The following is a 12,961-nucleotide window of genomic DNA, read 5'->3' on the forward strand; positions in this document are numbered from 1 at the left end:
CGTCGCGAGATCGGTTAACGCGGTGAACCTGGGAGATTGCGTGCACAGCGTTTGCGACGGCTGCGCCGTCGGACGCAGCCTCGCTAAAGCTCGGCAGTTGCTACAGGTCGTGCGGCATGCCCAGCGCCATGCCGGGCGACAACGCCAAAAGTGGCGGCGAAATGGGGAATGGGGGTGGGTTATTTGCCCCGAATGATTAACTGAATGTTTCAACGCATTGAAAACTAGAACAATTATTTATGGCATGCGGATTGCTCCAGCGCTTTTGTCGAGAATTATTCCTGTGAGCACCCTCAGCGAGGCCCGTGATCATGAGCGGCACATTCCAAGCTTCGTCCTTGTTCAAAATGCTGCTGTTGCTGGGGGCGGTGCTCGGCATCGAACTGGCCGAGGCGGCGGCGCGTTGCGAGCGCAATCTGGTGGCCAACGTCGTGGCGTTCGATCAGCCGCTGATGTTCAACCGCCTCGGCGCGCAGAATGCCAACGGCATGATGTTCGCCTTGCGCCGCGACGTGGTCGATGACCATGACCGTTCGCTGGCCCAGGGCGGTTCGGCGGTGCCGGGCAAAGTCTCACTGCGTCCCGACAAGCGCCCCCGGCCGCTGGTGCTACGTGTCGCCGCCGGTGACTGCCTGACCATCAACCTGCAGAACCTGCTGGCGTATCAGGCCAACCCGAACAAACACTTCGACGATGACGACGAGGGTGAAGAAGAGGGTGAAGTCGAGAACGAAAACGAGGGCGGCGGCAACGGCAACGCTGAGGATTTCAAGGTCGATGAACAAGTGGCCGACCGTCACGTCGGTTTCCAAGTCAACGGTCTGCAAGCGGTCAACAGCATCGATGACATCGCCTCCTACACCGGGCGCAATGCCAATACCCTGCTCGCCCCCGGCGCGACTCGCTCGTACACCCTGTACGCCGAGCGCGAAGGCGCGTTCGATGTCAGCAGTCGCGGCGCAACGTTCGGCGGTGAAGGTGCCGCAGGCAACAACGCCAATGGCCTGTTTGCCCAAGTGGTGGTGGTGCCTAAGGGCGGCCGCACCTACCGCAACACCCTGACTGAAGAAGAAATGCGCCTGGCCAGCAGCGGCCGCACGCCGACCGGCCAACCAATCGTCGATTATCAGGCGCGTTACCCGCAGCGCGAGCCGTGGGTGCGTGAAGGCAAGGCCGGCACGCCGATCATCAACATGGTCGATGGCAGCGAAATCATCTCCAGCGAAAGCGATGCGATTGTCATGGGCAGCAACGCCGATGGCAGTTTCCCGGCCTCGACCTATCCGCTGGAATCGATGGGCAAACGCAATCCGGCGCTGCCTAATCGGCTGGAACCGTTCCGCGATTTCGCCGCGCAATTCCAGGACGAAACCGCCGTGACCCAGGCCTTCCCGGCGTACTTCGCCGACCCGGTGATGGCCCACGTGCTGGAGCCGACTCGCGACTCGTTCATGATCAACTACGGCGCTGGCGGCATGGGCGCCGAGGTGTTGGCCAACCGCTTGGGCGTTGGGCCGATGCACGATTGCCTGTCGTGTGCCTACGAAGAATTCTTCCTCAGCTCGCACACCGTCGGCGACGTCGCGATGCTGGTCGACGTGCCGGCCAACGTCGGCCTGGAAAACATTCGTCCCGGTGAAACCCCGCGTGCCGATCAGATCGGGGTCAAAGCGACCATGGCGCTGTACCCGTCGGAGCCGTCCAACGTCAACCACAGCTACATCGGCGACTTCGTCAAATTCCGCAACACCCACAACGGGTACGAACACCACATCTTCCACTTGCACGGCCACCAATGGCTGTTCAACCCCAACGACGACAACACCGATTACCTCGACGCGCAGGGCATCGGTCCGGGGGCCGGCTATACCTATGAAATCGCCAACGGTGGTTCGGGCAACCGCAACCGCGTGGCGGGCGATGCGATCTACCACTGCCACTTCTACCCGCACTTTGCCCAAGGCATGTGGGCCATGTGGCGGGTGCACGACGTGTTCGAAGAAGGCACCAAACTTGAGGTTTCGCAGCAAGGCGCCGACGGTTTCCACAACGAACCGTTTGCCCTGCGCAGCGGTAAACCGGCTGCCGGTGCACGCGCCTTGCCGGACGGTGAAATCGTCGCCGGTACACCGATTCCGGCCATCGTGCCGCTGCCGGGCAAAGCCATGGCGCCAATGCCGGGCAAAGTCGCAATCGTGCCGAGAGTCGGCGAAACCCTGGTCGCCGAAAATGACGACGACGATGACGATGATGACGACAGCGAGCATCAGGCCGGCGCCTCACAGGGCATTGGCTCGCTGGCCCTGGTGGACCGTAGCGAAGCCAACCGCAATGCCGACGGCAGCCTGAAAAACCCCGGTTATCCGTTCTGGATCGGCGGCATGGAAACCTCGGTCGGCCAACGTCCGCCAACTCCGCCACTGGACATGCTCGACGCCGCCACGGCGCAGGCACTCAAAACCAGCGGCAATGCCTTATGGGCCAACCTTGACCCGGCGCAATCCGGTGGCTGGAACGGCGGACTGGGCCGGCATTCGCTCGACGGCGTATCTGCCGGCGGGCAGGCCAATACCATCACCACGTCGCTGGATTTCTCCAAGGAAGTGACCCGCGCCAAACCGCTGTATCTGCCCGAGGAAGGCACTGAAGTCGAACAAGCGGCGATGGCGTTCCATGCGAAAAAAGACCATCCGAGCTATGCCTTGCTGCCCGGTAACCAAATTGTCGCCAAGGCCTTCCGCACCAACGGCGCCTTGCCGATTGCCGGCGCGCCGTTCTACGAACCGTGCATGGACGATCGGCAAAAACGCCTGACCGCCAGCGCCGGCATTGGTGAGTTCAACAGCGGTGAGCGAGTGGACGGCATGTCCTTCACCGGTTCCTCGACGTTCACCGCTGACCGTCCGCGCGTTTACAAAGCGGCGAATATCCAGTTTGACGCGGTGTACAACAAGGTCGGTTACCACTTCCCGCAGGCGCGCATTCTGGCGCTGTGGGAAGACGCCTGGCCGGTGATCAACAAACAGCGTCCGCCAGAACCGCTGGTGATGCGCATGAACACCTTCGACTGCGTGCAATACCAGCAAACCAACCTGGTGCCGGCCACCTATGAGATGGACGATTACCAGGTGCGCACGCCGACCGACGTGATCGGCCAGCACATTCACCTGCCGAAATGGGACCTGGTGTCCGCCGATGGTTCGTCCAACGGCTGGAACTATGAAGACGGCGTGCTTTCCCCCGGCGCCGTGGTCGAACGTATCCATGCGATTCGCGAGTTCAACCAGTGCGCAGGCACCGATCCGCGCGACGGCACGCCGGCCTGTCCGAAAGCCAAGGCGCATCCGTTCTTCGGCCAATACGGCCGCGCCGACTGGCTCGGTGCGCGCACGGCGATGCAGCGCTGGTTTGTCGATCCGGTGGTCAACGCCAAAGGTGTCGACCGTGGTTTGGGGACCATTTTCACTCACGACCACTTAGGCCCATCGACCCATCAGCAAATTGGTCTGTACGCCACCGTGCTGGCTGAACCGGCCGGTTCGACCTGGTTCCACGCCGAAACCGGCGAGCCTTTGTACAGCGGCGCACGGCAGGACGGCGGGCCGACTTCGTGGCAAGCGGTGATATCCACCGGTGACCTTGATGGCGACGGCAAGAACGACAGCTTCCGTGAGTTCTTCCTCGAATACAGCGACTTCCAGCACGCCTATGAAGCGGGTGTGTACGTCGGCGCCGGGCCGAATGGCGTGCCCAATCCACAAGCGTTCCCGGCGACCGCCGACAGCTTCCGCTACGCGATCAACCCGCCGGTGCGTGACAACACCAGCACCTTGCTCGAAGCGGTGGTCGAAGTGCGCGGCGGGATCATGCCGGGCTGCCCGACCCGGCCATGCCCACAGGCGATCTCGGTCGATGACCCAGGCATGTTCGTGGTCAATTACCGCAACGAACCGCTGGCCCTGCGCGTGTACGACCCGAACAAGGTTGGCCCGGACGGCAAGCGCGGCATGCAGGCTGACGGCCTCGGCGGCGACCTCGCGTATGCCATGCAAAGCCGTACCGACCGGGCGATTCCAGCGATGAACCTGGCGCCGAACCTGATCACCGCAGCCACCGGCCCGACTGGTGGCACCACGCTGTTCCCGCCGCACGTCAACCGTGGCGGCGCCGAACCGGGCGATCCGTTCACGCCGATGCTGCGCACTTACACCGGCGACAACGTGCGGCTGCGGGTGCACGCCGGTGGTCACGAAGAAGAGCACAACGTGACTTTGCATGGAGTGAAATGGCTGCAAAGTGGCTCCGGCTACGGCAACAGCTCCAACTCCGGCTGGCGCGCCTCGCAAATGGTCGGGATCTCCGAGCAGATGGGCTTCATCGCCCCGGTTTCGATGCTATCCAGTTCGGCGGCGACCACGGGTGATTATCTGTACTCGATGGACGCTTCGATCGAGGGTTACTGGAACGGTATCTGGGGCGTGATGCGCAACTACACCGCGCAACGCGCCGACCTGTTCGCGCTGCCGAACAACCCGAAACCGGCCGGCATGCGCAACACCGTGGCGTTCGATGGCAGTTGCCCACGGATCAGCGCCAACCCCAACGGCATCGGCACGCGGCCTACTGTGCAACGCAACTACGAAGTGGTGGCGGCGCTGGCCAACGACATCCTGAGCAATCCTCTGGGGCTGTCGATTGGTGACTCGGCGGGCATCGGCCAACATGTCGGTGGGCCGCTGAATCCGGCGGGCGGCACCCTGGTGTTCAACTCGCGGACGGTGAGTATTCCGCAGGTCACGGTGACTGATCCGGAGGACGGCGAAACCTTCACCATCGGTGGTCAAAGCGGGCCGCTGCATGATCCGACTGCGATCATGTACGTGCGCAAATCCGACCTCGACACGGTCACCGGCAAGCTCAAACCCGGCGTTCCGGTAGAGCCGCTGGTGCTGCGTGCGGCGGCGGGTGACTGCATCAACATCACCCTGGAAAACCGCCTGCCAAGCGTGATGCCGGACCTGGCGCAGACCGCGATCATGCAAGGCCTGGCCAAGCGTGATCGTAACGATGGCCAAGGCTCGACCACCTTCAACAACAACCTGCTGCGGCCGTCCAGCCATGTCGGTCTGCACGCGCAATTGCTGGCGTACGACATCACTAAATCCGACGGCACCAACGTCGGCGCCAACCCGATCCAGACTGTGCCGCCAAGAGTCGGCAGCACTGGCGCGTACCCGACCCGTACTTACCAGTACTACGCCGGGCACCTGGAGCGCGAAGGCAAACCGATCACCCAACTGGGCCGCAGCGTCGACAACATCAACGCCACGGCGGTGGAATTCGGCGGGTTGAATTTCACTCCGGCCGACGTGATCAAGCAGCCGCAGAAAGGCCTCGGTGGGGCGATGAGCATCCTGCCGATCGGCGCCACCTGGGTCGATGACATCCGCAAAGTCTCGGCAACGGTGACGGCGGCGGGGCAGACCAGCTACCGCGACTTTGCGCTGGTCTGGCAGAAAGCCCTGAACATGCGTTGGGCCAATGGTCGGCCGGTGGAAGGCATCGCCTCGGAAGGCAACGGCGTGCCGAACGATCCGAAGGACAACGCGAGCATGGCCATCAACTACAAGGCCGAACCGATGTGGTTCCGCTTCGGCCTGGCGCCGGACGCTCCGTTCGGTCGCGCTGACGGTCATGGTTATGGCGACGTGCCGAACGCGCACATGGCTTACAGCAATGCGCTGGTCGGTGGCGATCCGCAGACGCCGGTGTTGTACGCGAAACCGGGGCAACCGTTCCGCCTGCACACGCTGATGCCGTCCGGTGGCAGCCGTGGTTCGACCTTCCAACTCGACGGTCACCTGTGGTCGGTCAACCCGTACCTGTCGGAGAAGAGCGACACCGGTGGTTACCCGATGGGCACGCCGGGGGTCGGTTCGGTGCGGTTCGGCTACAACCCGATGTCGATGTACATCGGCGCCCGCGAAAGCCTGTTGCCAGCGGCGCATTTCAGCTCGATGCACCCGAGCGCCGGGGGCATCAATGCGATACCGGGTGATTACCTGTTCCGCGACAACGCCTCGTTCGGCAACACCGCCGGGCTCTGGGGTTTGCTGCGGGTGACCAACGAACCCGAACCGGCGCCTGCGCCTGCGCCATAGGCAACGGCTGACCGCTGGTGTAGGAGCGAGGCTCGCCCGCGAAGGGCACGACGCGGGTTTTGAGGGTGTCGCGGCTGACGCCTTCGCGGGCGAGCCTCGCTCCTACAGGGTCAGCGCAAGGCACACATCTGAAGGGGAGACGCGGGATGAACAGGACTATCAAATTGGCCGGGTGTGCGCTGGTGGTCGGGGTGGCGCTGATGTGGCTGGGTGTTTGGCGCACGGCGCCGGCGACGTTGCTCAGCGAGGTCGCGGTGCCCGACGCCTGGAGCAATCAAACGCTGCAGCGCGACGGCGTGGCGGTGCAATTCAAGGTGCAAGCGCTGGCCGCGGATGGCGTGCTGCGTGAAGGCGCGTTTGCCGACGTGCAGTTCCGCGTTACCGACAGCAACTCCGGACAGCCGCTGGCGGGGGTCAACCCCGGCGCCTGGGTCGACCCGGAAACCGTCGCCGCCGATCAGGCCCAGGGCCGTGAGCAAAGCTGCAAATCGCGGGTCGGGGTGTTCCTCAAATCGAGCATCGGCGCACGGCCCTTGCTCGACCTCAACAGCTATTACCTGCTGGTGATGAGCCGCGACGCCAGCGTCTCGGTGGTCGACCCGTCGGTCTCGGTCGGCGGCATCACCAGCACCATGGCGCGGATCGAACTCAAGCAACCGCCGATGGATTGGGTCACGCCCAAGGACAACAAACGCGTGTTTGTCTCGATGCCGCTGGCCGGTGAAGTCGCGGTGATCGACAGCGAGCAATTCAAACTGCTCGACTCGGTCGCCGCCGGCAGCAACCCGGTGCGCCTCGCCTTGCAACCCGACGAGCGCCTGCTGTGGGTCGGCAACAACGCGAAAACCGCTGAAGAATCGGGCGTCAGCGTGATCGACAGCCGCAGCCTGAAAACCCTGAAACACATCGCCACCGGCGCCGGTCATCACGAAATCGCCTTCAGCAAGGACAGCCGCCACGCCTTCGTCACCAACCGCGACGACGGCACCCTGAGCATCATCGACATCGCCAGCCTGACCATCAGCCAACAACTGAAAACCGGCTCGCACCCGTTGTCCGTCGCCTACTCAGCGCTTTCGCAAGCGGTGTACGTCGCCGACGGCAAGGACGGCAGCGTCACCGTGGTCGACACCAACAGCCTCACGGTGCGCCGGGTGATCAAACTGAGCCAGGGCCTCGGCCCGATGGGGTTCAGCGCCGACGGCCGTTTCGGCGTGGTGCTCAATACTTTGGAGAACCGCGCCGAAGTGATCGACGCGGCGAACAACGTGCTGATCCACAGCGTTGATGTCTCGGCCGAGCCCTACCAAGTGGTGTTCACCAAGGCCTACGCCTACGTGCGCGGCCTGGCGTCAGCGAAAGTGACAATGATCAATCTGGCGTCGCTTGGCGAAGGTCGCGCGCCGATCAGCCAGGCGTTCGAAGCCGGGCCGCAAGCGCCACGGCTGGCCGGCGATCTGCCGCTGGCGTCGAGCCTGGCGGTGTCGCGTGACGACAACGCGGTGTTCGTGGTCAACCCGGTGGACAACACCACCTATTTCTACGCCGAAGGCATGAACGCGCCGATGTCCGGTTACCCCAATCGCGGGCAAGTGGCGCGCGCGGCCATGGTCATCGACCGCAGCCTGCGCGAAGTCGAACCGGGCCTCTACAGCGCGCGGATCAAACTGCCGGCGGCGGGACGTTTCGATGTCGCGTTTCTGCTCAATCAGCCGAACATCATTCACTGCTTCAGCACTTTGGTGGAGCCGGACAAAAACCTCGCTCAGTTGCCCGGTGTGCCGAAAGTCGAATTCATGCTCGACACCTCCACGGCGACGTTGGGCAACCCTTACGTGGTGCGCTTTCGCATCGTCCAGGGCAAACAGAATGCGCAACGCAGCGGCGTCAAGGACGTGCACGTGCGCTACTTCCGCGCGCCGAGTTCACGGGCTCGCGAAGTGCCTGCGCTGGACGTCGGCAATGGCGTGTACGAAGCCCCGGTGACCCTCGGCCAGAGCGGCGCTTGGTACCTGCATGTGCGCGCGGCGTCGCTGGGCGCGAGTTTCGATGACAAGACCTTTGCCAGCGTTCGGGTATTGCCCGGCGATGCTCACTGAAGAGGAAACCGCCATGAACCGATTTGCCCATTACGGACTGTTGACGCGATCGCTCGTAACTCTATGCCTGCTGGCCCTCGGTAGCGGCCAGGCGCAGGCGCACTCGGCGGATGAACACGCCGGGCATAACGCGGCGGCAGCGGCGAAGAGTCAGGAAAGCGCTCAGGTCAAATTCGCCGACGTCGCGCTGGTCGACCAGCACGGCCAATCGGTACGTCTGGAAAAGGACTTGGTCAGCGACAAAATTGTCGTCATGAGCTTCATCTACACCAGTTGCACCACGGTGTGCCCGGTGGTCTCGTCGATCATGGGCAAGGTGCAAAAGCAGCTCGGCGCACGGGTCGGCAAAGAGGTGCAACTGGTGTCGATCAGCATCGACCCGCAGCGCGACGACGCCAAACGCCTGAACGAGTACGCGCGCAGCTTCCAGAACGGTCCGGGCTGGAGCTGGCTGACCGGCACGCCGCAGTCGGTCAACGCTACGCTCAAGGGCCTCGGCACCTTCAGTGGCGACTTCAAAAGCCATGCGCCGCTGATCATGGTCGGCGATGGCAACAGCCGTCACTGGACACGTTATTACGGTTTCACCGACCCGACCGTGCTGACCCGTGAAGTGGAAAAACTCAGCGGCGAGCGCAACGCCCACGCCAAACACACCGCCATTGCCATGGAGCATCAGCCATGAAAGCGCTCGTTTTGATCTTCCTGACGATGTGCTTTTGCATGGTCAGCTTTCTCGCGTTTTCCCACGAAGGGCACCAGCCACCAGCGCCGGCAGCGACTGCTGATGCCCCCGCAGCCCCCGTCGCAGCCGAAGCACCGGCAACCGGCACCCGCGATGCGAAAACCTGGTTCACCGACACGCCGTTGCTCGACCAGAACGGCAACTCCCTGCGCTTCTACAGCGATGCCTTGCAGAACCGCATCGTGCTGCTGAACGTGATTTTCACCAGTTGCAACGATGCCTGCCCGCTGATCACCCGCAAGCTCAAGGAAGTGCGCGAAGTGCTGGGCGACAAGGCCGATGGCATCACCTTTATCTCCCTTACCAGTGATCCGCTGCGGGACACCCCGGCGGTGCTCAAGGCTTACACCTTGAAGCAGGGCGTCGATGGGCCCCACTGGCTTTTTCTCACTGGCGACAAAGCGCAGATGGATCTGGTATTGAGCCGCATTGGCCAGATCGTGCCGACGCCCGAACAGCATTCCACGCAACTGATCGTCGGTGACGTGGCCAACAAGCGCTGGAGCAAAATCCGCCCCGACGCGCCCGCCGCCGCGATTGCCCAGCGCTTGCAGTTGCTGAGCATGCCCGTGGTCGGACGCTGAGTCCGGGCCATGAAAATCGCCCTGTTGTGCCTGCTCGCCAGCCTCGGCGTCAGCCTCAGCCTGACTGCCAGCGCGCTGCCGCTCACGCCCAGCGAAAGCGCCGGCAAGCGGTTGTACCGCGAAGGGCTTTCGAGCAGCGGTGAACCGCTGATGGCGCGGGTCGGCGCGGCGGATATTTTGCTGCCGGCCAGCAGCCTGCCGTGCGCCAATTGTCATGGTGTCGATGGTCAGGGGCGCGCGGAGGGCGGGGTGCGGCCGCCGGATCTGAACTGGTCGCGACTGAGCAGCCGTTATGGTCAGCAGCAGGTCAACGGGCGCGATTACCCGGCCTACACCGAGGCCAGCCTGAGCCGCGCGGTGCAGGAAGGACGCGACCCCGGCAACAATCGGCTCGACCCGGCGATGCCGCGGTTCATCCTGTCGATGAAGGACCAGCGCGACCTCAGCGCCTACCTCAAACGCCTGGGCGATGAACGCGATCCGGGCCTGCAGGCCGACAGCCTGCACCTGGGCACGTTGTTGCCCGGCAACGGCCCGTTGCGCGAGGAGGGCGCGACGGTGGCGGCGGTGCTCAAGGGCAGCGTCGCGCGGATCAATCAGGCCGGCGGGATTCACGGGCGCACGCTGCGCCTGACCATTCTCGACCCCGGCCCGGACCGCGCGAGTGCCGAAGCGGCGCTTGATCAATTGATCGAGCAGCAACAGGTGTTCGCGCTGATCGCGCCGCTGGTGCCGGCCCTCGACAGTGAACTGGCCGCACGCCTGGAAAGCGCCGGCGTGCCGCTGATCGGGCCACTGTCGCTGCGCGGCACGGCGCCCGGCAGTCGGCAGATTTTCGAACCGTTGCCGGGTTTGCGCGAACAGCTGATCGCCTTGGCTGACTACGCCACGCACAGCCTGCCGGTGCTCGACGGGCCGACGTTGATTGCCTACCCGGACGATCCCGGCCAACGCCTGGCAGCGCAGAATCTGGGTGATTACCTGCAGAAAAATGCCTGGCAAGACGTGCGGCTACAGCCTTATGACTCGACGCACGATGAGCTGCCGCTGGGCGCGCGCTCGCTGTTTTACCTCGGCGACAGCGCTGGTTTCAGTCGCTTGGCCAAACGTTTGCAGAACACTGGACAGGCGCCTTACCTGTTCGCCGCTTCGAATCAGGTCGCGGGCGATTTGCTGCAAGTGCCCAGCGAGTTTTCGCGGCGGGTGTTTCTCGCTTATCCGTTCGTGCCCAGCGACTGGACGCAAGCCGGGCGCACGGCGCTGGCGCAGTTGCGCGAGCATCAGGGCCTTGGCGGCGAACACGCAGTGCTGCAAGTCGGCGCGTTCAGCTCGATGCTGTTGTTCAGCGAAGGCATGAAGCAGGCCGGGCGCGACGCCAGCCGCGAAAAGCTCATCAGCGCCCTCGAAGGCTTGCATGACTTCGCCACCGGATTGACCCCGCTGATCAGCTTCGGCCCCGGCCGGCGCCTCGGCCTCAGCGGCGCACACATCGTCACCGTGGACTTGCCCGACCAGCGCTTTTATCTGGTCGCGCCCTACAAACCCATTGCTGCCACGCCCTGATCGGAGGCCTCCATATCATGAAGCTCAAGACCTTAACGCTGCTGCTGATGCTGTGGGTGCCCGTGGCACTGAGCAATAACGAACCGGCCGCCGCGCGGGTCAATGGCGAAGTGATTACCGAGCTGCGCCTGGAACGTTATTTCGCCGAATACCTGGAAGATCAGGGCCGCGCGGTGGGCAATATCCGCAACCCCAAGGCCTACAAACAGCTGCGCCGCGCCGCGCTCGATGCGTTGATCGACAAAGAGCTGTTGTGGCAGGAATCGCGCAAGCGCGGCGTGCAGATCAGCGACGCCAGCGTGCGCAGCCAGGTCGAACAGACGCGTCAGGCCATTGGTGGCGCCGAGGTGTTTGCGCGCCGGTTGCAGGACGCCGGTTTTGACGAGGCCGGTTTTACCGAATACACCCGCCGCGAATTGGCCGCGCAACAGATGTTCGCCGAACTGACCAAAGTCCCTGAACCGGATGAACAACAGGTGCGCGCGTTCTTTGCCGAACACCGCGCCGAGATGGGGCGCCCCGAGGAAGTTCAGGCGCGGCACATCCTGCTCAAAGTCGCGCCGGGCGCCGACTCCGCGACAGTTGAAGCGGTGCGGCTACGCTTGTTGGAGATCCGTGCGCAAATTGCCCAAGGCGCGGATTTCGCCGCCGTCGCCCGCAGCGTCTCCGAAGATGATTCGGCCAGCAGTGGCGGGGACTTGGGCTATTTCGCTCGTGGCCGCATGATGGCCGAATTTGAAGCGGCGGCCTTCGCTTTGCAACCCGGAGAGGTCAGCGATCCGGTGCGCACGGCGGTGGGGTGGCATTTGATTTATTTACAGAACCACCAGGAGGCGGCAGATGTCACAGAGGAGCAAGGGCTGGAAACAGTCAGGGCGTACCTCGCCCGACAGCAAAAGGCCCAGGCTCGTCGAGACGTATTGGCGCACTTGCGATCGACTAATCGCATCGAGCGGATTGACGATGATTGAAGGTTCCCCCCCCAATAGTGGGGAAAAGCTTCAATGCCCATCCGTGCGCTTCCCCGCCTTTGGGGGGAGGGGGTTCTGGACGACGTGGCATTGTCTTCAAATTCAAGGACATGAATAGATAAGAATACCGGCACCCGGCCTGGCATGAAGTGTGCGTTAGCCCTTGTAAGGCACACACTCCAACAGGCCCGGAACTCGGACCTGCTGTTTCAAGGAGTCGACCTTGTTAAACAAAGTACTGGTTGTCGAAGACGAAAAGCTCCTTGCCGAAAACCTCAAGGATTACCTTCAGGCGCAAGGACTGGAAGTCCGGATGGCTCACGACGGTGGCGCAGCAATCGGTGAAGCCGAGCGTTTCGTACCTGATGTGATGGTGTTCGATTACCGCTTGCCGGATATGGAAGGCTTCGAAGTGCTCGATGCCGTCCGCCTGAACAGGAATTGTCATTTTGTGCTGATTACCGGGCACCCAACCGCTGAAGTCTGTGAGCGGGCCCGGCAACTGGGCGTCAGCCATATCCTGTTCAAACCCTTTCCGTTGGCGGAATTGGCCCGTGCAGTCTGCGACCTTCTGGGGATGGAGCGCGGGGCCAAGACGGGCGCGAACACCGCTGAAGGTTTTGTCGAACGACGCCAGAGCAGGATCGAGAGTTTCCCGCTGCAGTTGTACGACGGCAGTTGGGTGCTGGCGGATCGCCGACGAACATCGGCCTCCATGGCACCGGACGACGAACAATTGCTCACCGGGGAATAGTGGCGCGACACGACGTTCCGGCTCCCGCCGCAATGGCCTGCCGCGCCGACAGGGCCGCAAGCCCCGGGCGTTGGAGAGCAAGCC

7 protein-coding genes are annotated in these 12,961 nt (G+C 63.4%); all 7 read left to right on the forward strand.

Annotated elements, in window-relative coordinates; all coding sequences use genetic code 11:
* The first annotated feature begins 311 nt into the window (after positions 1-311).
* The 7 genes from mnxG to BLU01_RS24145 all read left to right on the forward strand — a co-directional run bounded on the left by mnxG (position 312) and on the right by BLU01_RS24145 (position 12,877).
* Positions 312-6,161, forward strand: coding sequence for a manganese-oxidizing multicopper oxidase MnxG (gene mnxG / locus BLU01_RS24115; RefSeq protein ID WP_092280177.1), 5,850 nt, complete (start codon positions 312-314; stop codon positions 6,159-6,161).
* Positions 6,162-6,307: 146 nt separating this feature from the next.
* Positions 6,308-8,260: a YncE family protein gene (locus BLU01_RS24120; protein ID WP_092280179.1), complete on the forward strand. Its 1,953-nt coding sequence runs from the start codon at positions 6,308-6,310 to the stop codon at positions 8,258-8,260.
* Between the two features lie 13 nt (positions 8,261-8,273).
* Positions 8,274-8,945 (forward strand): SCO family protein, encoded by a 672-nt coding sequence (locus BLU01_RS24125; protein WP_092280181.1) that lies wholly within the window; start codon positions 8,274-8,276, stop codon positions 8,943-8,945.
* Positions 8,942-9,589 (forward strand): SCO family protein, encoded by a 648-nt coding sequence (locus tag BLU01_RS24130; protein ID WP_092280183.1) that lies wholly within the window; start codon positions 8,942-8,944, stop codon positions 9,587-9,589. The genes BLU01_RS24125 and BLU01_RS24130 overlap by 4 nt, the downstream gene beginning before the upstream one ends.
* A 9-nt stretch (positions 9,590-9,598) precedes the next feature.
* Positions 9,599-11,152, forward strand: a complete 1,554-nt coding sequence (locus tag BLU01_RS24135) for a cytochrome c/ABC transporter substrate-binding protein (RefSeq protein WP_092280185.1) — start codon at positions 9,599-9,601, stop codon at positions 11,150-11,152.
* A gap of 17 nt (positions 11,153-11,169) precedes the next feature.
* Positions 11,170-12,123: a peptidylprolyl isomerase gene (locus tag BLU01_RS24140; protein ID WP_092280187.1), complete on the forward strand. Its 954-nt coding sequence runs from the start codon at positions 11,170-11,172 to the stop codon at positions 12,121-12,123.
* A 223-nt stretch (positions 12,124-12,346) separates the two neighbouring features.
* A complete protein-coding gene (locus tag BLU01_RS24145) occupies positions 12,347-12,877 on the forward strand; it encodes a response regulator (RefSeq protein WP_092280189.1) in 531 nt (176 codons plus the stop codon).
* The last annotated feature ends 84 nt before the right edge of the window (positions 12,878-12,961 follow it).

The sequence above is a fragment of the Pseudomonas prosekii genome, from assembly GCF_900105155.1.
Taxonomy (GTDB): domain Bacteria; phylum Pseudomonadota; class Gammaproteobacteria; order Pseudomonadales; family Pseudomonadaceae; genus Aquipseudomonas; species Aquipseudomonas prosekii.